We start from the raw sequence: 21528 nt of genomic DNA, 5'->3' as shown, positions 1-21528 counted from the left end.
CGTGACCTGGGGTGATGTCGATGTCCGAACTCGCCTGCACGCTGTCGCGGAACCTTGGTTTCGAGACCGGCCAGTCAGCCGCTGGAGGCGGCGGCGGCCAGGCGCAGACGGGCGTCCATGTTCAGCCGCACCTCGCCGTAGGGCAGCACGTGCGCCCAGAACAGCGGCGTCAGCCCGCGCCGATCCTCAGCGGTGAGCGCGTCGTCCCACTCGGAGCCAGCGAGCAGGTCCTGGATCATCAGGGTGTTCACGTACACCAGGGCGGCCTGCAAGATCCGCAGGCACAGCACGCTCATCTCCTGCTCGTCGCGCCGGTTGGTGGCCAGGTCCCCGCCCTTGCCGTAGAAGATGACCGCGTTGGCCCGATTCCACGACTCGACCACGTTCAGGCCCTCGTGGATCTCTCGCTGGAGTGCCCGGCTGTGCAGGTAACGGGCCAAGAAGATGGTCTTTTGCGCCCGGCCCAGCTCGATCATCGCCTGGTAGGTCGGGTGCGCTGCGTTGGCCTTCATGAATCGCCGCAGGATCGCCTCGGTCGAGGCGGTGCCCACGCGGATCGCGGTGGCGTACTTGAGCATCTGGTCGTACTGCTCAGCGATGCGGTCCCACCGGACCGGGCGGGTCATCGCCGGTGCCAGACCCGGCCAGGCGTCTGGCTCGCCAGCAGCCGGGCGGTACAGCTTGACCTTGTTGATCCGCTTGATCCTCGGCAGCAGGTCGAACCCGAGCAGCTTCGTGATGCCGAACCCGATCTCGGACTGACCATGCGTGTCCACGTAATTGGCCTCGACCTGCATGTCGGTGCCATGCCGGATCGCGCCGTCGACCATCGCGTGCACCTCGGAGGCCGAGCAGTTCAGCCGCTGCGAGTGGATCACCACGGAGCCGCGCTCGACGTGCCAGTAGATCAGCACCCCTCGGCCGCCGTAGCGGGAGTGCCACTCGGTGAAGATGTTCTGGTCGAACGCGCCGAAGTGAGTCGAGTCGCTGGCCACGGCGGTGGATCCGTCGCCCCACAGTGTCTGCTGGCGGGCGGCGAAGGTGGCGTTGGCGATCTCGATCGCGATCTGCCGCGCGGCCTCGGTGCTCAGGTAGCGGCGCCGGGCGTAGCGAATCTCGTCCTCGGAATGCCCGTGCTCGCCGCCGGCGACCGCACGGATGCCGGTGTTGGTGCCGTACCCGTAGATAGCCAGCAGCAACCGCTCGGCCAGCACGTGCTCGGGCAAGGTGCCGCGGTCGGCGACCGAGGTCACCGCCGACAGGCAGCCGGTGCGCAGCACCGCCTCCTTGAGCATGTCGATCAGCGGCACCGTGCCCCACCGGGCCTGCACAGCCTGCTTGAGCCGGCGCAGGTTGCGCGGCTCCGGCGAGGCCTCCAGCGGGGCCAGCTTGACCGCGCCAGCCGCGCGGTCGCTAATCGACAACCAATCGCAGCCCGGCAGGGCGGTGTGCAGGGCCTCCAGCTCGGCGCGCATCTCGGCTTGCAGGTCGGCGATGAACTGGCTGGGGTCCAGCGGCTTGCGCAGCGCCTGGTAGTGCTCGACGCGATGGTCCTCGAAATCGGTCGGAAGGTCTTCGGCCGGGTTGCGCCAGGTGTCCGCGCCGACGACCCAGATTTCCTTGCACCGCAACTGCTCGCGTAGCGCCTGGAAGGTGCACACCTCGTAGACCATGCGCACGACCCGTTGCCGGCGGCGCTTGTCGTCCTTGTAAACCAGCGCCTCCCAGTCCTCGCTCAGGCCGCGATGGACCGGGATGTGCTCGCCGGCCGGGTAGTAGTGCAGGTTCCCGGCGCTGGCGTAGCGGGTGATCAGCTCCAGCGCGTCGAGCACCGGCCGGTGGGTGGTGTTGTTGCTGCGGAACTCCAGCACGTCCAGCAGCTTGATCAGCCCAGTCCGGTAGTGGTTGGTGTAGGAGCCCTTCAGCGTGGCCTTCACGGTGCGCTGGTAGGTCGGCCCGGAGGACTTGAACTCCGCGATCAGGTCGGCCAGCACGGCCTGCGGCGCGACCGGGAACACGGTGTCGCGCACGAGCTGGTCGCCGGCGTTCACGGTCGCCTCGGCGACCCGGAACAGCAAGTTCTCCTTGCCGGTGACCCGCTTGAACTCCTTGATCAGCTCCTTGGTCACCCGGACCTCGGCGCGGGCGTTGATCCGGTGCACGGTGGAGATCAGCAGCTCGACCAGCGTGTCGGTGATCTCCCGTTCCCGGCAGTGCAACAACGCCGCCAGCAGGGCCAGCGTCACCTCAGGCGCGTGTCCGCGCAGGTGGCTGGGCGCCTCGACCGCCGCCCGCGCCCGCCAGGCGGCGACCACCTTCGGGGCGATGTCGGCGAACACGCCGGCTGACAGGCCGACCGCCCGTACCGCTTCCAGCTTGGCGATCTCGGTCAACATCGTGTTCAGGCTGACGTTGCCCGGATCGGACCGGATCGAGGCCAGCACCGCCGGCCCGTCACCGTCCCCGCCGGGTTGGCCGTCGTCATCGGCACCGGCCGCGACCAAGGCGAACAGCCGAACGCGCACCGCCTCGGATAAGCGGATCGCCACCCGTGCGAACAGCAGCTCCTCGCCGCGGTGCAGCGCCGAGCGCACGATCCGGTCGACGCGGCCGCCGGTGGGCGGCTCGATACGTTCCTCCCGGCACCGGTCCAGCAGCTGGTCACGGACACGTTCAGCGCCGCGCTCGGTCTGGGTGACGGTGGTGACCAGCCACTCGGTGAGCTTGTCGGCGTCGGCGACGCTGCACTCCCGGAACCCCAGTGTCCGGCGAATCTGGCTGCGATGGAACTCGATCGTGCGGCCGGACCAGTCGTAGAACGCCAGCTCGGTCACCGGCACACCGACCTGCCGGGCCACGTAGTCCACAGCGGCGTCGGGGATCTCGCTCCGGCTGCGGGGAAACCGGCCGTGCTCGGTGTAAAAGCGCAGCAACACCGCGAACCCGAGCCGCGTCGCGCCACGCTTGCCGGCCACCATCGCCAGCTCGGCCTCGACCAGCGTCCACCGATCGATCAGTTCGTCCTGACCCAGCTCACGCGCCACGCACGGACGCTACTCCCACCCCCCGGACACCGCCGCGACCAGAGATTCAGGGTCAAGCCCCCAGCGCTCGTTTGCGGCTGATGACACGATCCTTACCGGCACCCCGTGTGGGCGGGACTCGAAACTCACCAACCAGACGGTCAGCCGTGGCCCAGCGACGCCTTCGACGCCCGGGTGATCATGTTGTTCGAGGTCAGAGCGTCGCGGACGATCTGCCCGCCCACCCCGATCCGCTCCGCGGCAAGGGCGAGGTTGTCGATCACCGCGCCGACATGCGTGCCCGCCGAGTCGAGGCCGTCGAGGCCGGTCCAGCCATGACCTTCGAACTCGTCGACCAGGCCTCGGTGGGTGCCGATGAGCTGTTCCAGATCCGAGGCCGCGTCCCGCAGAGCGGCTGCCGCGTACTCGTAGTTCCCGTCCCCATCCAATGCCGCCATCCCGTCATCTCCACTCTGTTCTGTGTCTGTGTGTGTGCTGGTCAGGTGCCGATTCAGAGGACGGCGTGCGGGCCCGGCACATAAGGTGCCTGGTCATAGGCGTCCCGACCGCGGTCACCCTGGGAGCGCATCTGCTCGGCCAGCCCGCGGTACAGGCCTTCGGCGGCGTTCAAACCGGACAGCGAGTCGCCCAGTGGGCCGGTGACCTGGTCGCCCCAGCCGTCCCCGGCCAGCCGATCGGTGAACGCCGCCAGCTGCGTTTGGTAGACGCCACACGCATCCGCTGCCGCGATCAACCGTGCTACCGCTGCCTCATACATCCCATCGCCTCCAGAAGAAGAAGAAGAAGTGCCCGTGCTCGCGTTCGGGGTGGTGGTGTCCGGCGGCAGGTCTGCCGCCGGGGACGGACCGGTCGGAGACGCCGGCGCCGAGCCGGTCCCCGGCTCGGGATCAGCACCACGCACCTCGACACCCACGCCGTCGGCGCTGTCAGCGCTGTCAGCGCTGTCCGGGGTGGGCAGGCCCGGATCGTCGGGCGCGGTCACGGTCGTGCCGGCGGCTCCCGCCGCGTCGGCCGTCGGCCGCGCGCGGCGGCGGCCCCACGGCTGCGGTGCCGGTGCGCCCGCAGGCCCAGCCACACCGCCGACCGCACCGCTATCGCTGGTGCTGGCCGGGTGCAGGCCGCGGGCCTGCGCCCAGCGGGCCCGCGCCCGATCCGCCCGCTCCATACGACGCTGCTGGACCGCACGCCACCGCTCATCCCGCCCGGGGGCGGTCTCGTCGAACCACGCCCGCCGCCGCGCCGCCCGATGCTCACCGCGGTGCTGCGCGGCCCGGCACGCCTCCGCCCACCGCGACGCCACCAGCAGACCGAACGCGCCCCGCCCGGTCGGGCGCCCCGAGCTGGTGCGGGCACCGCCGGCGTTCTCGTGGCGCATCCGGGCCCGCGCCAGGCCCGGTGGTTCTTTGCCGTTGCTGTAAGCGGCGGTGTCGGTGCGGCCCTTGGTCACGAAGAACGCCACCACGACACACGTCAGGAAGAACGCCTCCACCACCTGCTCCCTTCTCTAGCGCTGTATCGACTCATAGCTAGAACCGCCCGTCAGGTCAGCGATGCGGCGAGCGCGGCGATGAAGGTGTCCGCCGCGCTGTAGAGGCGCGGCACACCGGCCAGCACGGTGCCGACCAGGGCGAGGGCGGCGACGACCAGCAGCGACTTCGTCCTGGTCGCCGCGGTGATACCGGAGCCGCGCAGGCGGCTGTAGGCCCACAGGCCCGCCCCGGCGGCGACCGCGCCGACCGCCGACACACCAACGAGGTGGGCGGTGGCCTGCCCGGCGCCGGTCAGCGCGCCACCGGACAGGGCGGTGAACAGGCCCCCGAACCAGCCCGCGCTGGCGCCGCCGACACCGAAACCGCCGACCACCGCGAGGACGGCGGCGACCTTCTCCCAATCCACACCCTGACCAGGCACATCCAGATAGACCAAGACGACCGCCAGGACCAGCGCCAGAGCACCGAGCGTGAGCATCGAACTCGGAATGAACATCGACCACGACATCAACGATCACCGTCCTTTCAGAACGCGCAGGCGAGTAGAGCGACCACCACGACGGTGATCACGAAGCCGGACGGCTTGTCCCGGACCACGTTCGCCACCCAGTCCAGCGGGAACACCACGACCAGGGCGGCCAGAGTCAGCGCCGAGTGCGCGCCTCTCACCAGGAGATTGGTGCTGGTGGTCCAGTCCCCCGACCGCGAATACGCCCAGGTCTGGGCGTACGAGGGCGGTGCCTCGTTCCACCGCGGCCGCGCCTCGACGACGTCGCTGACGATCTGGGCGATGCGCTGGTCCCACGGCGCCAACGGCACCAGCACCGGCTCCACCGGAACATCGGCCTGGGCCTCGCCGCTCTCGGTCGGCGCGGCGTTCGAGTCGACGACGTACAGGCCCGGACGATCCGGCGCGGCCTCGCCCTGCTGCTGGTCAGATGCGGGCTGCGGCACGACGACCACCTCCCTTCGGTGTCTGACGGTGACGGCAGCGGCTACAGATCTGCGGCGGCACACCGCCATCCCGTGGAATCTCGATCGACCGGCGGCACACCACACAACGCGCACGGACCTGCATCACCGGGCACCGCCCGTGTCGGGTCCGGCGGCCTGACGCTGTTCACGGCGGGCCTGGCTTCGGGCTGCGGTGCGCTGCTTGGCTCGGATGGCCTTCTCGGCTGCGCCCTCCTGGGCGGTGTGCAGCTCGGTGAGCAGGTCGGCGAGGTCGTCGGCGATACGGTCCAGCCGACGCCCGATCTCGGTCGATTCCGCCAGCGAGCGTGTGACCGTGGCCGGTAACGCGGCGCGGACCGCGACCAGCGCGGCCGCGACTCGCTCGACGGGTGGGGTGGCCCGCCCGTAGGCGGTGACGAACCGGGCCCGCTGCGCCTCGACCCGCCGCAGGATCGTGTGCGCGATCCGCGCACGCAACACCGGAACAGCAGCCGCTTCGGCCGGCGATGCAGTAGGCGGCGCGGTAGTGGGCGCGGTCATGCCGCCACCGCCGACCGGGACGCCACGACACCGAGCCCGACGTGCCGGGCCGTGTCACGCTCAGCAGCGGTGGTGCCACCCCAGACGCCGTACTGGCCCGTCGCCGTCGCCCACTCCCGACACGCAACACGGACCGGGCAGCCCGTGCACACCAGCCGGGCTTGTAACACGCCCAGCTCGCTGACCGGGAAAAACACCTCGGTATCCACACCCAGGCAGTGCCGACCCGGATGGGACGACAGCTCGGCAGGGACCGGGACTACAGGTCCCGGATCGTCGTCAAAGACAGGACTACGCTCGACCACGTGGGTCGCCTCCTCTGTACAGGTGGTGACTCGCAGGGCCTCGGCGGGGCGCAACCCGCCGGGGCCCGTTGGGACTATCAGTGATTCATGCAACTTGTACATGCTGCACAGTCATCCTGACTCGACAACGAGCGGAAGTCAAGGGGTCAAGGGGCGCCATCAACAGCAAGACAGGAACCCAGAGGCGCCCTCGGGGATCGTCGGCGCCAGTGCGGAATTGGGCGGGGCGTGTTGAAAATCCAAGCGAGCCCAGGAGGAGCATGACCCCGCGAGGACGTGCCGCCTCTTGCGGAAGGCAAGAGACTCCCACACCGTCGAGCAACAAATAAAACCGATTTCAAACTTGACCAAGCGAGGTGAAAGATGTCGGACATTCAATCTGAAACTCGCCGCAAACTCGGAGACCTATTAAGACAGCACCGGCTCAGATCAGGCATATCTGGGCGTAATTTAGCCCAGATTATCGATCTTAGTCAATCTAAAATAAGTCGAATTGAGACTGGTCGCGCCCGAATCTCGTCTAGATCAGTTCGAGAGTGGACTCAGGCCACCGGGGCAACGACAGCGTCGCGTATTGAAGCAGTCAGAATCTCTGAAGGGTTGGAGCGGGCAGAAGAAGAGGCGAAGAAGGCCCTCGCAGAAACACAAGAGGGAGGAGGAAGGCGCGGAAGTCGGGCAGCGCTAGAGGCGAGCGCCTCAGAGATCTTACTGTGGCAGTTTGTTAGCGTTCCCGAGTTGCTGCAAACTGTCGCCTATGCGCGAGCCCTGCTCCGTATGTCAGAGGACAGGTCGGACCGTAGTTTGGACACAAAAATAGCGCAACTCGGCGCTCGACAGGACATCCTGTATCGACCCTCAGTGGTCGTAAAGGTGGTCGTTAGCGAGGAAGTCCTGGGGGCTCACTTCGGGGACATTCGAGTGACAATTGACCAGTTGGATAAAATTGCCTCTCTCGCACGGCGGCGACGATTCGACCTATCGGTTCTTCCGCACGGCACCGAAGTTATTGAAAATCGCGCGGCGAGCGGCGCCATCTACCTCGCGCCGAGCATGAACTCCAGCGGTTTCGCGGTTCTATCAGGCGCGCATCACCCTGAGGGCAACCCTGCAGCGGTGGATCGCCTGCTGGATGACTTCTCCCACTACCAGCGTCACAGCTTGCGGGGCGACTCGGCGATCGCACTCGTCGAGGAGACAGCACGACGGTTGGCAGCTAACTCGTGCGCAGCCGAGTCCTGTGACGGTGGGTGATTGTCCACTTGTCCAGCTGGACAACGGGCCGGGCGTGCTAGTGTGCGTCCTACGCGTGCGCGTGCACGCGCACGCGTAGGACGCCGAAGTCCAGCCGCTTGTCCAGCCTTTGTCTAGTGGTTTGTCTACCTGCTGGACAAGCACAGAGCGTGACGTAGGCGCCCGCAGCGCCTTCTCGGGCCGGCGCTTCCAGGTCGCTCGTCGGGGCGGCGATGCCCAGTCCGCAAGTCCATGACGTGACAGCGCGAGCCCCCCCCCTCCAGCGCGAGCCCCCCCTCCAGCGCGAGCCCCCCCTCCAGCGCGAGCCCCCCCTCCAGCGCGAGCCCCCCCTCCAGCGCGAGCCCCCCCTCCAGCGCGAGCCCCCCCTCCAGCGCGAGCCCCCCCCTCCAGCGCGAGCCCCCCCTCCAGCGCGAGCCCCCCCTCCAGCGCGAGCCCCCCCTCCAGCGCGAGCCCCCCCTCCAGCGCGAGCCCCCCCTCCAGCGCGAGCCCCCCCTCCAGCGCGAGCCCCCCCTCCAGCGCGAGCCCCCCCTCCAGCGCGAGCCCCCCCTCCAGCGCGAGCCCCCCCTCCAGCGCGAGCCCCCCCCTCCAGCGCGAGCCCCCCCTCCAGCGCGAGCCCCCCCTCCAGCGCGAGCCCCCCCTCCAGCGCGAGCCCCCCCCCGGAGCCGGGATCGGCGAGGTCTCCTGGCGGTGCATCGGTCTCTGCTCTGACAGCGAGGTATCGCCCCGAGGGCCGGGGCGGGGAGTCGCTGGCCCTGCGGCGGCTATTGATCTTCCTGGGGGCCTGTTTCTTCGGGGCATCGCAGCGGTTTCTTCTGTTCCGGGGGTGCTGCGAATTGATGGGGGTGTGGATCGTGTAATGTCGCGGCGGTCACTGCACACGCGGCGCGGGAGCGGACATGACTGTTCATGAACTCAGGCCCACCGACAGCGTTGTCACGGCCACTGCCGGGTCAGCGCCGGCGGAGGCGCCGCGTGATTCTCAGGGTTTGTGGGCGTCGGTGTGGCCGCGTGTTCTCGCGGTTCTCGTGGTCGGTTCTGTCGGGCTTCCCGCGGCGGTGGCGTCGTATTGGCATTTGCAGGAGGTCGCGGCCCGGTTCAATCCGGGGTCGGCGTTGGCGTATTGGCTGCCGCTGTCGGTGGACGGACTCCTCGCCGCCGCGCTGGTGGTGGTGTGGTCGCGCCGCACCCGGGGTGAACGTGTCGGGTTCGGGCCGTGGGCGGCATTCGCCTTCGGCATGATCGTGACGTTGTTGGCGAACGCCGCCTCTGTCGTTCCCGAGAGTGAATGGGTGCGGGATGGATCGGTGTTGGCGTCGGTGGCGGCGTGGATGGTCGCGTTGTTCCCGCCGGTCGCGTTCGCGGTCAGCCTGGAATTGATCGCGATCGTGCTCCGCCCTACCCGTGCCACCGCTCGCCGCGCCGCGCAGGGCACAGTGCAGAGCGATCCGCAGAGCGCTGCGCCGGCCGTCGTGTCCGGCGCCGGACCTCACGACGGCACCGGCGAGGGGGCCGCGGCGCAGGGCCCGGATCGGAGCGAGTGCCCTGCCCCGGGGCCTGGCCGGGGCGCCGCCGCCCGGCCTGACAGGCAGTCCGAGCAGACCGCTCCGATGCCGGTCGTGGTCCCCGACCCCCGTCCCATCGCCGACGCTGCTGTCGCTGCCGCAGATCCCGGGGCGCCAGCGACGGCGGGGACAGCGAACGCTCCCGGTCAGACGAAGCTCGGAATGGCCGAAGCACTGTTCATCGACGCCTGGGCCCGCGGGGACGACTTGTCGCTGGCCGAGGTCGATCGGCTCGTCGATGGTCACCGGACCGCGACCAAGGCCAAGCGCAACCTGCGTGAGCGCGGCATCCTGCCGCCCTCTGAACGCGCTACGACCACCACGAGCAAAGCAGCGGTAAGCGCTCGTTCCGGTCTGGCGAGCGTGAGCCCGCTACCGGCCAGCAGCACGCCCGCATAACCAGCACCGGGGCCCATCGGCACCCCGCCTGGCCCGGGCACGACGTAGCGGAGACCTCAGGTCCAGGTCACGGTGATGACCAGCATCGCGGCGACGATGACCAGGCCGAGGACCATGAGTGTGAGCCACGGTCCGGTGTCCGGTCGGGCCGTGGATGACGTAGCGGTCCTCGTGGGCGGCTGAGCTCCGGCGGGAGGCCGGGCACGGTGGTCGTGTGCCAGGGCGTCGTGCAGGGCAGCGCGGTTGAACACGACGGTGTCGGCGGTAGCCGCGGCTTCAGCGGCGGCGCGGTCGGGTCCGGACATCCAGGTCGGCCAGGGCAGCCGATCGCCACGGGGATCGTTGCGTGGTGTGTTCATGTGTGCACTGTGCGCGGCAGGTGGCGTGGGTGTGCGAGCAGGTCCCGGGCGCTACAGCGTCGCTGCTGTGTCCCGCCGGCGGGCCGTGGGCAAGTCGACCCGGACCGCAGCCCGCCCCCCGGGGCGGGTGAGGACCGGAAGCGACGCGGCAGCACCGTTTTCGACACCGTTTTCGGCTCGGCGCCATCTGCGGTGCACCGGGCACCGCCCGCTGGCGAATGTCAGGTTTGTCCGATTGTGTCTGGTTTGTCTGGTTATCGCCATGCTTTCGGGTTGAGTCGCCGCCGGCCGGTCGTGGCCGGGGTGCTGGTGCGGGTGCTGGTGCGGTTCAGGAGGTGGACACGGGTGGACTCGATCAGGGCGAGGGTGGCGGCCGAGCGCTGGTAGGGCTGCGCGGCGGCGGCCTGGGTGGCCCGGCGTTGTTCGTCTTCGGTGATGCGGTCGGTGGCGGGGCGGTCGTGGTGACAGCGCAGTGGTGGGTCGTAGGAGCCGCCGGCGGGGTCGTGCGGGTCGAGGACGTAGCCGTACTCGTCGCATTCGGTGCAGTCGGCGATCTGCCGGCGTGCGTGTTGCGCGGCCTCAGAGCGCTTCTGAGCGGCTTCGGTGGCCTGCTGGGTCTCTTGTGCCTGCATCCGCTTACGGACCGTTCCGCAGCCGCCACAGGGCCGATCGTGGGGGTCGGGTGCGGCGAGGTGCCGGGCGCAGCGCCAGGTGTCGCGCCGGGCCGGGTCCGGCACCGCGGCGCTGGGCGTCGGCTCTGTCGGCTCTGTCGGCGCGCTCGCGGCCGGGGTCGGAGTCGGAGTCGGCGCGGGTGCCGGTGTCGTGTTGTGCCCGGCCGTGGCGAGGGCGGTCAGGGCGCTGGTGAGCGCGGTGGTGAGCTCGGCCAGCTGCGCGGTCACCGCTCCCAGCTCGCCTCCTGCACCGGTCGCTGCGGTCCCGGTCCCGCGTCCGTGCCCGTCTCGTGGCCGGGGTTGTGGCTCGGGTCGAGGACTCGGGGGGAGGGGGGCGTCGGCGGGGCCGACCCGCTCGGGGGCCGAGCGGCTCGCGCGCACGCGCCCCCCCCAGTTCGTCTCGTTCACCTTCGTCTGGTTCTGATCCGATTTTTCGGATGACCGGTCATCCGAAAAATCGGATGACCCCCCAAACGGGTGATCCGATTTTTCGGATGACCCCCCACGACCTGCGGAAACAGGGCCATTCCGAGGGCTATGACGGGCGGTACGGCGGGGCGCGGGGCACGCCCGCGTCGCCCGAGAGGCAGGCGGCGGGGGCCCGGACGGGGTGTTCGCAACGGCCTCCTGGGCGGTGTCTTGGGCGCGATGGGCGTAGAGATCCTGGAAACTGGTCAGGCCGGTATAGCCCGGGGGCGGGGTGAGGTGGACGGTGTAGACGTTGCGGCGCCCGGTACGGGTCGGGACGGTCTCGACATCGACCGCGCCGATCGCCTCCAGCTCCCGCACCGCCGCGATCACGCTGTCGATCTTGCTCAGGCCCATCGCGTCGGCCAGGCCCCGCATCCCCGGCCAGGCCCGGTCATCACCACGCGCGGTGTTCACATGCCCGCGCAGCATCCAGTACAGCTGGCACGCCCGCGGCGAGAGCCTGGCCAGCACGACGAAGTCCCCGACCATCGCGAACGGGAACCCACGCCCCTCCCGCAACCCATCCGCCCCGCCGCGCGGCGCGGTCTCAGCGGTCTCATACCCGTCAACCGACGGGCGGATCATCGTCGCCGCGCTCACCGGACACCACCGGCCAGGACGAGAGCGGCCAGGTCAACGGCAACAAGCGGGGCGGCCACCACCGGCGGCGAGTGCAGCTGGTCGAGGTCGAGGTCGAGGTCGAGGGGGGCCTCGACGGGTCGAGAGGACATGGCTAAAGTGCTCCCTTGCATTGATAAGTGCACTGTGACTGCGGCGCCCACAAACTTTCCGAGGATGGGGCGCCGCAGTCCTTTCTTCTATGCAGAACGTAGCCGAGCCAGTGCCCACCGGCACCGACCGCCCCGTCTGCTCTGCGATCGCGCTGGTCCACCGGGCCTACGCCGCCCGAGCCGCAGCCGAGACCGTCCCGTCGAGCGCGGTGTCGCTACCCGAGTCGGTCAGGTCGCTGTCCAGACATCCCGCCGCCCGGTACACGTCCTCGACGCCCTCCAGGTCTTGCCGCCCGGTGGCGGTGGGCGTGAGCCAGTAGGTCGCGCAGTCGCTACAGACCAGTGCCTCGACCGGTCCGACCGCCAGCGTTCGGGGCGTCTGTGTGCAGGTCGGGCACCGGTAGCTACCAGCGGTGTCGTCCCAGCGCAGACCGTTCCCGTCGGTCGTCGCGGCGCTGGTCGGGAAGCTCAGGTAGTCGATCATGCTGCTGCGTCTCCGTCCTGTGCGGTGTCGTCGTGGCGCGGCCGCCGTCGTGGTGGTGGTGTGAAGCCGAGTTCGCCGAGGCGCCAGGTCAGCTGTCCGGTCGTGTACTCGGCCCGGTCGCCGTCGTTGGCCGCGTTGCCGTCGGCGTCGTTGGCGGTGGCGGCAGGTCGCTGTCGTGGCTGCCAGCGCCAGGTGCCGCTGCGGTGGTCGTGTCGTCGCCTCATCGCCTGGTCCTTCCTGTTGTGGTGAATCTGCTGGTCAACGGGCTCATGCCGCCCGCCCGATGGCGCGTTGGCGGAGTCGGGCCCGGAACGCGGCCGTGTCGACCAGCCGCGCGGTGACGTGGCCGTCGGCGACCAGGACGCCGTGCTGGTCGACCGCGGTGACCGCGAACACGGATCTGTTGCCGGTCGTGCTGGTGCGCCGTGCGGTGACGTGGAGGCGGTCCCCGGGGATCGCCGGCGCCCGATGCGCCACCTCTACGCGGGTCCCGACGGGTGTCTGCCCGGCCCGGGCCCGGCGCCACAGGTAGGTCAGGCACGGTGCTTCGAGCAGCCCGATGAGGTAGCCGGTCGCGAACACGTGCTCCCCACGGCGGAAGGCCCCGAGGTGTGGGTGCAGGTCGGGGACGAGCTGGTCGTCCGGGACGACGTAGAACAGCGACACGACCTCACCGGCCCTGTCGTCTTCTGTCCGGGTTTGTCCTGTTGTGGTGTGGATGGTGGTCACCATCGGAAGAGGTCTCCGTCGAGGTAGAAGCGCCAGTCGTCGGTGGTGAGGCCGTGGCTACCGGTGCGTAGGTGGTAGGACATGCCGGGCCCGCGATACGGCCGGTCGGTCGCTGGTGGCCACGCCGTGTTCGGGAGCCCGGTGCCGGGGAGCTGGTAGAGCGCCCACGCGCGCTCGGCGGCGGTGTAGGCGGCGTGTTCGCCCTGCGGGTCGGCCGTCGCGTCGTCAGTGGCGCTCGCGACGACCAGCCGGCCCGGCGCGACGAGCGAGAGGAGCTGGTCCTGGTCGATGGGCAGGGTGTCGGGCCGGTCGGCGTAGGCGCGGTAGACCGGTGGGAACCAGTGCGGGAACGCCGAGGTGAGGGCGTCGAGGGATTCGCCGCGGCCGGTGTCGGCGGGTTTCGCCCCGCCCGCGCCGGAGTTGTTGGAGACCACGACGGGGAACCGGGTGTCCTGCGCCCCGGCCCACAGCGCAGCCTTCCCACCGCGGGAGTGCCCGATGACCGCGACCCGGCCCGGGTCGACCCCGACGGCGGTGGCGTCGTCGGTGTGGAGGTAGTCCAGCGCTCGGGACGCGGCCCACGCCCACGCGGCGATCGTCCGGCCCGCGTTGTCGGGCAGCTCGGCGTCTGGGTGGTGGAAGGCGCCGATGACACCGTCACGGAACCGGCCGGGGTCGTCCGGGGCGACCTCGCCCGCGTCGAGGGCGGCCAGGGCGTAGCCGGCGCCGACGATCTGGGAGATCGGGGCGTAGTCGCTGGTGGAGCCGGTGTCGTCTACCGCGGAGCGGTGGTCGATGAGCAGGAACGTCCCGCGGACCTCTCGCCCAGCCGGTGTGAACAGGCGCAGGGTGAACCGGGCGGTCCCGGCCGGGCCGGTCACGGCGATGACGACCTTCCGCCCGGCCACGTCCCCGGAGGTGCTGAGGTCGGTGGTGTTGTAGGTGACCGCGTCCGGGCGGGGGAGCGGATGTCCGTAGACGTGTTCGGCGAACGCGTGGAGGAGTTGCGGGCGCTGCTGGGTCTCCCACCGCCCGACCGGTGAGACGTCCCCGCTCCGGTCCTCGCGCGGTGTTTCGTTACGTATTTCGTTACGGTGCTCGGGTGGGGCCGCTGCGGCGGCTGCGGACTTCGTTCTCATTACCGTGGCTGCGGCGGCGGCCTCACCCGTGCTGAGGCCCAGCGTGGCGGCGAGCGCGACCACGCAGACGGCGGTGCGTCGGCGGCGGGTCATGAGGCCGCTCCTGTCGCAACAGCCGGTGCCGGTGTGCCCGCCGGTGCGATTGCTGGTGTGTGGACGCGGCGGATGTGGGTGACCTTGTCCGCCCAGTCGGACAGTGGCTGTAGGACGACGCCGCGGGTGGTGTCGTAGGCGTTGACGATCAGGCCGTGTCCGACATACATGCCGTTGTGCCGAGGATTCCCGGCTGTGCCGAGCGAGCCCGGGATGAACACCAGGTCGCCGGGCGCGATGTCCTGGATGCGGACCGATGTCCCGGCGTGTTTCTGGCTGACCGTCCCTGCTGGGAGCGCGACACCGGCAGCGGCCCAGCTCGCGAGCATGAGTCCGGAGCAGTCGAACCCGTCCGGGCCGGTCCCGCCCCACACGTACGGTTTCCCGAGCTGGGCCAGGGCGTAGCCGACCGCCGCCCGCGCGACCGGGTCGGCGGGCGGGGTGAACCCGGCCGGGAGTTTCTTCGGGTCGACCGGTCCGGTCGGCAGCGGCACTCCGGCGCCGCCGGAGTCCGGGCAGGCATACACGCTCGCGGCGAGTTGTGCGTTCGTGGTGACTGAGCTGTCGGTGCCGCGTGGTAGCTCTACGGGATTGTCCGCACCCACCCAGAGTTGGTCGACCAGCGCTGCGGCCGGGCCCTCCTGAGGCGCGTAGCGATCCGGGAACGCTGAGCGCTGCACCGCCTGCGCCGCCGTCCCCGGTGCCATGGTGTGCCATCCGGGCAGCGCGATGAGGCGGTCGAGGAAGGAGTCGGTGGCCGCGACCGGGTTGAGCACCCGGGCGGGCGGGCCCCAGCCCTGGGACGGGCGTTGCTGGTAGAGGCCGAGGGAGTCGCGGTCGCCGTAGGCGACGTTGACCAGCCGGGATTCGACGATGACGGTGGAGAGCGCGATCACCGCCGCTCTTCTGGGTAGTTGTCGTTCCACGACGCGGGCGACGATCGTGGCCGCGTTCTCGGTCTGCTCGCCCGTCCACTCGACACCGTCCACGGACTGCGCCCCGCCGCCGAGCCCACCGTCGGGTCCGCAGCCGAACCGGCCCCCGGCGATCCCCAACACAGCGATCACGGCGAGCCCGCCGATCGCGGCGGTCACCAGCAGCACCACCGACAACCCGAGCCCGCCCGCGACCAGCACGCCCCGTCCCACTACGACTCCTCCGTCAACGAGTCGTTGACACCGGCGATCCCGGTGGGGTCGCCGGTGTCGGCGCGCGGGAGGTCATCGTCCGGGCTTCCGGTGGTATCGGTGCTGGTCAGGGCCTCGACGCGAGGGCCGGTGCGCATTCCGGCGTCGGTGTCGAAGATCGTTTTTTCGGTGGCGGACAGGACGGTTTGGATTTTCATGCCGGGGCGGTTGTCGAGTTTCCACAGTGCGCGGCCTTGCGCTTGCATGGCCCATCCGGTGATCGCGGCCTGCTCGGTGGTCGAGAGGCCGAGTTGGTCGGCGAGGTCGTCGGTGATGGCGTCGGATTGGCCGAGGAGGATTTTCGTCGAGCACAGCGCGAGGAAGTCCCGGGCGATCGCGGCCTCGTGGGATCCGGCGGCGCCGACGGCGTGGAGGTCGGAGGGTTGGTGCATGATCAACAGTTGGATGGTGCGATCACTGCGGGACAGGCGCAGGTCGGCGTTGATGGCCTGGACCGCGCGTAGGCCCAGGCCCATCTGGCGCCAGACCTCGTCGCGGACCACGATCCGCGGCGCACCACCCGCCCCGCCGGTGCCGGTGTTGTCGACGGTGTTGTGCAGGGTGGTGAGCATCGACGACCACATCCCGAGGCAGGTCAGGGCGACGTTCATGGCCTTGTCCCCGAGTGGGTCGAGCCGCGACAGGTCCATCGATTGGATGGGGGCGTCCCAGTCGAGGTCGAAGTTCGTCTCCGCGTCGAACAACCCGGCCAGCGGCCCGGTGACCAGGTTCGACAGGGCGTCGGTGATCGCCCGAGTCTGCGTGGTGAACTCGGTGCGGTCAGCGAACCGGGTCCCGGCCCACAAGTCGGTGTCGGGGTCGGCGAGCAGTCCGGTGACCTGCGGGATCGTGACCGGGCGGAGCTGGTCGGTGGTGTCATCGGCGCCGAGCAGACGCCGCAGCACCGCGTGCAGGACGTATTCGTCGGTCACCGACGGGACATGGCCCTGGGCCGCGGCCAGCGACAGCAGCAGCCGGTTCCAGCGCCCGAGGATCACGTCGAGTTCGCGGCGTTGCCGCTCGGTGCTCCAGGCCGGCCAGTACGTACGTAGTGGCCCGAGGTCCAGGGCGTTGAGGCGGCGCGGTGACCCGGGGCCGAGCGCGATCGGTTCAATCCCGAGTGCCCGCAGCACCGGCGTGTACTCGCCCTTCCGGTCACCGGAAATCAACGTTTTGAAGCCGAACGGCATCATCCGCAGGCAGAACGCACACACCGTCGACGATTTCCCCCGCCCGGGCTTCCCGAAGATCATCATGTTCGGGTTGGTGACGATCTTTCTCAGGACCCATTCCGGTGGGTGGGTGTAGAAGGAGCCGCCGGTGGCGACGTCGTAGCCCATCCGGGCACCGACCGCGGGCACACCGTGCGCTGCCAGCAACGGGAACAGGCCGCCGATCTGGTCGGTCGTGGCCCGGAACACCGGCAGCCGGCGGGCGGCATCGACCGGGGCCCAGCCCCGACCTGCGGTGCGGTGCCCGCGGCGCGGATCGAGATTCCACGCAACACCCTCATCCAGGGCGCCGGTCTCCGGCGGCGGCGCGACGGTGAGCTGTTCGGTGGTGAGGTCGGTGAACGCGGTCAGCAACTCGGCGGTACTACGCGACACCGGCACACTCCGCCGCCGCCGTCCGAACCGCCGCGTGAACCGTCGAGAGGACATGGTCATCGTTGCCACCTGCGGTTCGGCAGACCGGGGAGGCCGTAGCCGACGGGCAGGCATGCCGCGGTGAACGCGGCGTCCTGGGTGAGTTCCAGGCGCAGCAGGCCGAAGCGGTCCGCGGCGTCGTTCTCGATTCCGGCCGCGGCGTCCTCGATGCCCCAGTCCGCCCAGTCCGAGGGGACCGTGGTCGCGGCGGCGATGGTGTAGCGGACCAGGGCGTGCCCGGCCGCGACCGCGGCCTCGTGGGCGTGCCCACCAGCGTGACGCTGCTGATCCTCCACCGTCGTCCCGAAACCGCGAGTCGCCTTCAGGTCGGCGATCAGGGTGTCGCGGAACCGGGTCCGGGAGACGTGACGGCGGGCATGGGACGGATCGAGGACCTCGTAGTGGATCTGCAACGACCGCCGCTCCCCCGCCCGCCGCACCGCCAGCAACGGGCCGAGGGACCCGAAGTCCGTACCCCCGACCGGCGGCTGGACGGCGTAGGCGACGGTCGCGAACCCGTCGTGGGCGTAATGCCGCGCCGCCGGGGTCGGCGCCAGCACCGGCCCGGCCATCGACCACGACAACCGGGTCTCCCGGTCGGGGCGGGTGAGCTGCTGGTGGCGTAGGTGGGCCGCCGCGGCCGGGTTGAAACCGGTGCGCACAGCTTCGGCGACCGCGGCGGAGGACAACCATGCCACGTCGGTGACCCCGATGCCGCGCAGCGCGTCGGCGACCCCGTCCAACACGCGGTAGAGCGCGTAGGCGCGGCCCGGGACGCCGCCGCCGGCGGCCTTCGCCGCCCGGCGTAGTGAGTGCTCGGTCCCGCACACGGTCACGAACAGCTCCGTTCGCACGGACGCGGCGGCGACGGTCCGGTCGATCTCCGCGGCGATCTGCCGGGTCAGCTCCGGGGCGTCCGGGCTCTCGTGCTGTTCGCGCCACAACGCATAGTCGGTGCCGTCATCGGGGACGGTGCGCACCAGCAGCGACACGCGGTCGATGACCTCGCGGTGCGCGACGCCGATCAACATCGTCCCGAGCTGCGCGGCCAGGCCCTCGCACTCGCCCGCCGACGCCATCGCGACACCGGAGTGCGTGAGCCGCCCGGTGATCGCCCACTGACCGTCGACGCTGTCCTGGATCAGACACAACCGCTTCTCCGACAACGGTGGGCCGTCGTGGAACCGGAACCGCGCCAACACGCCCGGTAGGTCCGGGGCGTCCGGGTCGTCGGCGCGCCCGGCCGCGGCCTTCGACTGCCACGCAGCCCAGCCCATCACGACTCCTCCTGCTGTGAACATTCCCAGGTCAACCAGCCAGAACAGTGCGGGCCGGCCCCGGATCGGGACCGTCACCAACACCCACACACCGGCCGCCACGACCAGCCAGCCGAACGCGGCCGACCACCGCCCCGCCCCGACCGCCACCACCACCGGCACACACGCCGCACCCACCACGACCGCCTGCCCGGTCGAGAGCCCGGCGAGCCATCCGGCGCCTTCGCGGTGGTGCAGATTCCGATACATCCGCCCGGGATCGGTCGTGGTCATCGGTCGCTCCCGGTGTCCGGCCGCGGCCGCGGCGGTGTCGTGGACGGCGGTGTCGTGGACGGCGGTGTCGTGGACGGCGGCGGCGGTGTGGTCGGTGGCGGCTTGGGTGGGCGCCGGTCGGTCTCCGGCGCCGGGCGCGGCGCCCGCTCCTGCTGCTGGGCGAGCCGGTCCAGCTCACGCCGCCGCTGCGCAGACTCACCACCCGCAGCGCCACCCGAATCCCCGCCACCAGCGCCGCCACCAGCGCCGCTGCCGGTGTCGGGGATTCGGTCGGTCTGGTCACGTGTCGCGGCCCGGCCCAGCTCCGGCGCCGGAGCAGGCGGGGTGACCTGCGGCGGGGCGCCGCCGTGGCCGACATCGGGCGCCGCCGCCAGCCGGGCCGGTACCGGGGACGGGCGGACGCTGGGAGTGCGGCGCAGCACGAAGCCGCCGCCGTGCCCGACACCGGTCTGAGCGGCCTGCTGGTTCAACCGGCCCGCGGCGTACTCCCCCGCCGCCGCGACACCGTGATAGCTGCTGGTCAGGGCCCCGCCGACCGCGCGGCCGGCCCGCACCGCGCCCGCCGCGACACCACCACGCCCACCGGCCTGAGCGCGGGCGTGCTCGGCGAACCGCGCCGTATGCGCTTCCTCGGCTGCGACACCACCGGGGCGTGCCGCCCCCGCCGGGGCCGGGCGCCGCGCCATGACCGCCCGCACATCCATCCCCGCCCCGGTCGCCGGATCGACAAACGCCAGCAGTTTGTAGGCCGCCCACGGGCAGAACACCGCCGCCAGCAACGTCACCGCCCCCGCCAACACCCCGGACACACCGGAGGCGCTGCCCAGCATCCCGACCCCGATGACCAGCAGCAACGCCAACGCCGGCTCGAGGAGGATCGCCGCGGCCAGCCACCGCGCGGTCCGCCACCACCACGCCGACGTCGCCCCCGACAACAACCCCGCCGCCGCGATCGGGGACACCGCGATCAACATGACGATGATCGCCTGGCGCACGACCATCTCGAACGCGAATCCGACCGCCGCCGCCGCGCCGAGCGCCCCAGCGATCGCCATGATGATCGCCCGGGTCATTTCGGTCAGGCCTTCACCCAGGTCCGGGTTGTCGATGAAGATCGCGCCGACACCGGTCACCGGCTCCTCCGCCGGGGCATTCGGGTCGGCCGGGGGCGGGTCCAGCACCCGGGCGAAATCCGGTGAGCCCAACGCGAGATCGAGCAGGCCGCGGGCGATCCCGTCCGCCGCGGCGACCAGGCCTGCCGACAACGACAAGATGAAGGCCAACGCGATCCCGAAATGGACCGGGCCCAGCAACAACCGCGACGCGCCCCACCCGCCGCGGACCACGACCGCCACGATCTGGGAGAAGAACACGCAGGTAGCGACCAGGATCGCCAGCCACCACAACGCCGGCCACACCTGCCCCAACCCACGATCCGGAGCGAACAACGCAACCAGATCGAACCGCGTCAGATGATCGATGAGCGCGAGGGTGTCGCGCAGCATCGCCAACCCAGCCGTCCACACCGACTCCAGGACACCGACGACACCGGCCTTGACGTACTCCGTGGCTGCCCGGCCGAAGGTGTCCCCCGGGTTTGTGACGATGTCCCAGAAACCTGGCTCAGGTGCCGGAGGCGGCGCAGGGTCCGGGCCCGGTTGCATCAGCCAGGTCATCGAGCGATCGCCCGGTATCCAGCGGCGACGGCCTCAGCGGTCCCCGGCCACGGCGAGGGAGCCTGAGCTGCGTGTGGTGCCCGCGCGATGCGCCACTGCTCGGTGCCGTCGGCGGCCTGGACTCGGCGCATGGCCTGGCAGTCGCCCATCCCGCCGGACACGACCTGGCCCTTGAAGTCGAACGTGAACTCCCCCAGCACACAGACCACGACGAACCGGTCCCCGACCGTTCCCTTGACCAGCGCCTCTGCCGGAGTCCAGGTGATCGACATCCCGGGCTTCGGCCCGCGGGCCGGTAGTCCGGCGCTCTTGCGGAAGCTCGTCAGCTGGTGCGCGAGGAACGAGCCGTCCCCCCGTGGCCCGTCGGTGGCCTCGGTCATCGAGTCGTGCGCGCGGGCGTAGTCGGCCGGGTCGCCGCCGAGCATCCCGGCCTGCGTCATCGCTGCCAGTTGCGCGACCGCGCCCTCCGGGGTCGCGGGGAAGCTGTCCGGCACCCGCACCCCGACCACGCGTCCCGGCGGCGGCAGCGTGATCGGCGGCCCCGCCGTCTCGGCGGTCAATGCATGCGGGAAACTCACCGCATTCGGAAACAGCAGCATCGGAGCGCTGCTCAATTCCTGTTCTGAGGCCCACTCCGGCGCGGGCGGACCCTCCACCGCCGGTGCTGCCGCCGGCGCGGGTTCGTCCCGGCCGCCGACCCAGCCCATGATCGTGTAGACCAGGCCGGCGAGCAGCAGTGTTGCGAGGACGCCGGCGCCGGCGGCGATCGCGTAGCCGCGCCGCCGGTTCGGCTCCCGCACCAGCGGCGGAGAAGAAGACGGCTCGAATGCTGGTGGTGTGGTCATTCGAGTTCGCCGGTCGCGATCATCTTGATCAGGTTTTGGCCGGATGCCCAGAGCACACCGGCCAGGACCGAGGTGCCGAGCATCCCGGCGCCGACCATCGCCGCGAGCCGGTTTCCCCACAGCCGTCCGGCGCCGATGGTGAGCACACCCAGGAAGAACAGGACCGGCACCGACCAGCCCGCCAGGGACATGATGACGCCGCCGAGGTATTCGGTGGTGTCCCCGAACCGGCCGGGCAACGGTTTCGGCACCACCGTCGGCAACTGCGGCAAACCCTGCTCCTGCCCGGCCTGACCGCCCGGCGGCGGCGCAGGCGGCGGCGGCTGCTGACCCGGGCGCGCCATCAGCACGGCACCGAACCGCCCGGCACTGAACCACACAGCATTATCGGAAATAGTTCTC

22 protein-coding genes are annotated in these 21528 nt (G+C 70.7%); 2 read left to right on the top strand and 20 right to left on the bottom strand.

Annotated features, from left to right (window positions below):
• Nucleotides 1-74: 74 nt before the first annotated feature.
• From KPL57_RS23030 to KPL57_RS23000, 7 genes are all read right to left on the bottom strand, one after another.
• On the bottom strand, nucleotides 75-3044 hold the full coding sequence (locus tag KPL57_RS23030) for a Tn3 family transposase (protein ID WP_226351132.1): 2970 nt from the start codon (nucleotides 3042-3044) through the stop codon (nucleotides 75-77).
• Between the two features lie 140 nt (nucleotides 3045-3184).
• A complete protein-coding gene (locus KPL57_RS23025; protein WP_226353142.1) occupies nucleotides 3185-3481 on the bottom strand; it encodes a hypothetical protein in 297 nt (98 codons plus the stop codon).
• A gap of 53 nt (nucleotides 3482-3534) precedes the next feature.
• Entirely contained in the window at nucleotides 3535-4536 is a 1002-nt protein-coding gene (locus KPL57_RS23020) for a hypothetical protein (protein WP_226353141.1), read from the bottom strand.
• Nucleotides 4537-4583: 47 nt separating this feature from the next.
• On the bottom strand, nucleotides 4584-5030 hold the full coding sequence (locus tag KPL57_RS23015) for a hypothetical protein (RefSeq protein WP_226353140.1): 447 nt from the start codon (nucleotides 5028-5030) through the stop codon (nucleotides 4584-4586).
• A gap of 29 nt (nucleotides 5031-5059) precedes the next feature.
• Nucleotides 5060-5488, bottom strand: a complete 429-nt coding sequence (locus KPL57_RS23010; protein WP_226353139.1) for a hypothetical protein — start codon at nucleotides 5486-5488, stop codon at nucleotides 5060-5062.
• Nucleotides 5489-5611: 123 nt separating this feature from the next.
• Nucleotides 5612-6028 carry a hypothetical protein gene (locus tag KPL57_RS23005; protein ID WP_226353138.1) on the bottom strand — a complete coding sequence of 139 codons (417 nt, stop codon included), beginning with the start codon at nucleotides 6026-6028 and terminating at the stop codon, nucleotides 5612-5614.
• Nucleotides 6025-6435 (bottom strand): WhiB family transcriptional regulator, encoded by a 411-nt coding sequence (locus KPL57_RS23000; RefSeq protein WP_226353137.1) that lies wholly within the window; start codon nucleotides 6433-6435, stop codon nucleotides 6025-6027. Before KPL57_RS23000 ends, KPL57_RS23005 begins: the two co-directional genes overlap by 4 nt.
• 261 nt (nucleotides 6436-6696) lie before the next feature.
• Here KPL57_RS23000 and KPL57_RS22995 point away from each other — a divergent pair, with 261 nt between their 5' ends.
• Both KPL57_RS22995 and KPL57_RS22990 read left to right on the top strand, forming a co-directional pair.
• Nucleotides 6697-7584 (top strand): Scr1 family TA system antitoxin-like transcriptional regulator, encoded by an 888-nt coding sequence (locus KPL57_RS22995; RefSeq protein WP_226353136.1) that lies wholly within the window; start codon nucleotides 6697-6699, stop codon nucleotides 7582-7584.
• 896 nt (nucleotides 7585-8480) lie between these two features.
• On the top strand, nucleotides 8481-9545 hold the full coding sequence (locus KPL57_RS22990) for a DUF2637 domain-containing protein (protein ID WP_226353135.1): 1065 nt from the start codon (nucleotides 8481-8483) through the stop codon (nucleotides 9543-9545).
• Between the two features lie 56 nt (nucleotides 9546-9601).
• Here the strand turns inward: KPL57_RS22990 and KPL57_RS22985 are convergent, their stop codons facing one another.
• From KPL57_RS22985 to KPL57_RS22930, 13 genes are all read right to left on the bottom strand, one after another.
• Complete coding sequence (locus tag KPL57_RS22985; protein WP_226353134.1) at nucleotides 9602-9904, bottom strand: hypothetical protein; 303 nt, start codon at nucleotides 9902-9904, stop codon at nucleotides 9602-9604.
• Between the two features lie 254 nt (nucleotides 9905-10158).
• Nucleotides 10159-11646, bottom strand: coding sequence for a helix-turn-helix domain-containing protein (locus KPL57_RS22980; protein ID WP_226353133.1), 1488 nt, complete (start codon nucleotides 11644-11646; stop codon nucleotides 10159-10161).
• A complete protein-coding gene (locus KPL57_RS67060) occupies nucleotides 11643-11777 on the bottom strand; it encodes a hypothetical protein (RefSeq protein ID WP_264198431.1) in 135 nt (44 codons plus the stop codon). The genes KPL57_RS22980 and KPL57_RS67060 overlap by 4 nt, the downstream gene beginning before the upstream one ends.
• Nucleotides 11778-11943: 166 nt before the next feature.
• Nucleotides 11944-12261 carry a hypothetical protein gene (locus KPL57_RS22975; RefSeq protein ID WP_226353132.1) on the bottom strand — a complete coding sequence of 106 codons (318 nt, stop codon included), beginning with the start codon at nucleotides 12259-12261 and terminating at the stop codon, nucleotides 11944-11946.
• The gene (locus KPL57_RS22970; RefSeq protein WP_226353131.1) at nucleotides 12258-12485 is read right to left on the bottom strand and encodes a hypothetical protein; all 228 of its coding nucleotides are present in this window, start codon (nucleotides 12483-12485) and stop codon (nucleotides 12258-12260) included. The genes KPL57_RS22975 and KPL57_RS22970 overlap by 4 nt, the downstream gene beginning before the upstream one ends.
• A 43-nt stretch (nucleotides 12486-12528) precedes the next feature.
• Entirely contained in the window at nucleotides 12529-12927 is a 399-nt protein-coding gene (locus tag KPL57_RS22965) for a hotdog domain-containing protein (protein ID WP_226353130.1), read from the bottom strand.
• Nucleotides 12928-12986: 59 nt separating this feature from the next.
• Entirely contained in the window at nucleotides 12987-14222 is a 1236-nt protein-coding gene (locus KPL57_RS22960) for an acetylxylan esterase (protein ID WP_226353129.1), read from the bottom strand.
• Complete coding sequence (locus KPL57_RS22955; protein WP_226353128.1) at nucleotides 14219-15370, bottom strand: C40 family peptidase; 1152 nt, start codon at nucleotides 15368-15370, stop codon at nucleotides 14219-14221. The genes KPL57_RS22960 and KPL57_RS22955 overlap by 4 nt, the downstream gene beginning before the upstream one ends.
• The gene (locus KPL57_RS22950) at nucleotides 15370-17076 is read right to left on the bottom strand and encodes an ATP-binding protein (protein WP_226353127.1); all 1707 of its coding nucleotides are present in this window, start codon (nucleotides 17074-17076) and stop codon (nucleotides 15370-15372) included. The genes KPL57_RS22955 and KPL57_RS22950 overlap by 1 nt, the downstream gene beginning before the upstream one ends.
• On the bottom strand, nucleotides 17073-18605 hold the full coding sequence (locus KPL57_RS22945) for an SCO6880 family protein (RefSeq protein ID WP_226353126.1): 1533 nt from the start codon (nucleotides 18603-18605) through the stop codon (nucleotides 17073-17075). The genes KPL57_RS22950 and KPL57_RS22945 overlap by 4 nt, the downstream gene beginning before the upstream one ends.
• A complete protein-coding gene (locus KPL57_RS22940) occupies nucleotides 18602-20281 on the bottom strand; it encodes a hypothetical protein (protein ID WP_226353125.1) in 1680 nt (559 codons plus the stop codon). Before KPL57_RS22940 ends, KPL57_RS22945 begins: the two co-directional genes overlap by 4 nt.
• Nucleotides 20278-21126, bottom strand: coding sequence for a hypothetical protein (locus KPL57_RS22935; RefSeq protein WP_226353124.1), 849 nt, complete (start codon nucleotides 21124-21126; stop codon nucleotides 20278-20280). Before KPL57_RS22935 ends, KPL57_RS22940 begins: the two co-directional genes overlap by 4 nt.
• Complete coding sequence (locus KPL57_RS22930; protein ID WP_226353123.1) at nucleotides 21123-21506, bottom strand: hypothetical protein; 384 nt, start codon at nucleotides 21504-21506, stop codon at nucleotides 21123-21125. Before KPL57_RS22930 ends, KPL57_RS22935 begins: the two co-directional genes overlap by 4 nt.
• Between the last annotated feature and the right edge of the window lie 22 nt (nucleotides 21507-21528).

The sequence above is a fragment of the Pseudonocardia sp. ICBG601 genome, assembly GCF_020496245.1.
The sequence above is the reverse complement of the archived record's forward strand: the minus strand, read 5'-3'. Positions and strand labels throughout refer to the sequence as shown.

What these genes read in the sequence shown, in the direction of transcription:
- KPL57_RS23025 (WP_226353142.1), bottom strand. Translation starts at nt 3,481, where the DNA reads ATGGCGGCATTGGATGGGGACGGGAACTACGAGTACGCGGCAGCCGCT.
- KPL57_RS23015 (WP_226353140.1), bottom strand. Translation starts at nt 5,030, where the DNA reads ATGTTCATTCCGAGTTCGATGCTCACGCTCGGTGCTCTGGCGCTGGTC.
- KPL57_RS23005 (WP_226353138.1), bottom strand. Translation starts at nt 6,028, where the DNA reads ATGACCGCGCCCACTACCGCGCCGCCTACTGCATCGCCGGCCGAAGCG.
- KPL57_RS23000 (WP_226353137.1), bottom strand. Translation starts at nt 6,435, where the DNA reads ATGTACAAGTTGCATGAATCACTGATAGTCCCAACGGGCCCCGGCGGG.
- KPL57_RS22995 (WP_226353136.1), top strand. Translation starts at nt 6,697, where the DNA reads ATGTCGGACATTCAATCTGAAACTCGCCGCAAACTCGGAGACCTATTA.
- KPL57_RS22990 (WP_226353135.1), top strand. Translation starts at nt 8,481, where the DNA reads ATGACTGTTCATGAACTCAGGCCCACCGACAGCGTTGTCACGGCCACT.
- KPL57_RS22985 (WP_226353134.1), bottom strand. Translation starts at nt 9,904, where the DNA reads ATGAACACACCACGCAACGATCCCCGTGGCGATCGGCTGCCCTGGCCG.
- KPL57_RS67060 (WP_264198431.1), bottom strand. Translation starts at nt 11,777, where the DNA reads ATGTCCTCTCGACCCGTCGAGGCCCCCCTCGACCTCGACCTCGACCTC.
- KPL57_RS22975 (WP_226353132.1), bottom strand. Translation starts at nt 12,261, where the DNA reads ATGATCGACTACCTGAGCTTCCCGACCAGCGCCGCGACGACCGACGGG.
- KPL57_RS22970 (WP_226353131.1), bottom strand. Translation starts at nt 12,485, where the DNA reads ATGAGGCGACGACACGACCACCGCAGCGGCACCTGGCGCTGGCAGCCA.
- KPL57_RS22960 (WP_226353129.1), bottom strand. Translation starts at nt 14,222, where the DNA reads ATGACCCGCCGCCGACGCACCGCCGTCTGCGTGGTCGCGCTCGCCGCC.
- KPL57_RS22950 (WP_226353127.1), bottom strand. Translation starts at nt 17,076, where the DNA reads ATGACCATGTCCTCTCGACGGTTCACGCGGCGGTTCGGACGGCGGCGG.
- KPL57_RS22945 (WP_226353126.1), bottom strand. Translation starts at nt 18,605, where the DNA reads ATGACCACGACCGATCCCGGGCGGATGTATCGGAATCTGCACCACCGC.
- KPL57_RS22940 (WP_226353125.1), bottom strand. Translation starts at nt 20,281, where the DNA reads ATGACCTGGCTGATGCAACCGGGCCCGGACCCTGCGCCGCCTCCGGCA.
- KPL57_RS22935 (WP_226353124.1), bottom strand. Translation starts at nt 21,126, where the DNA reads ATGACCACACCACCAGCATTCGAGCCGTCTTCTTCTCCGCCGCTGGTG.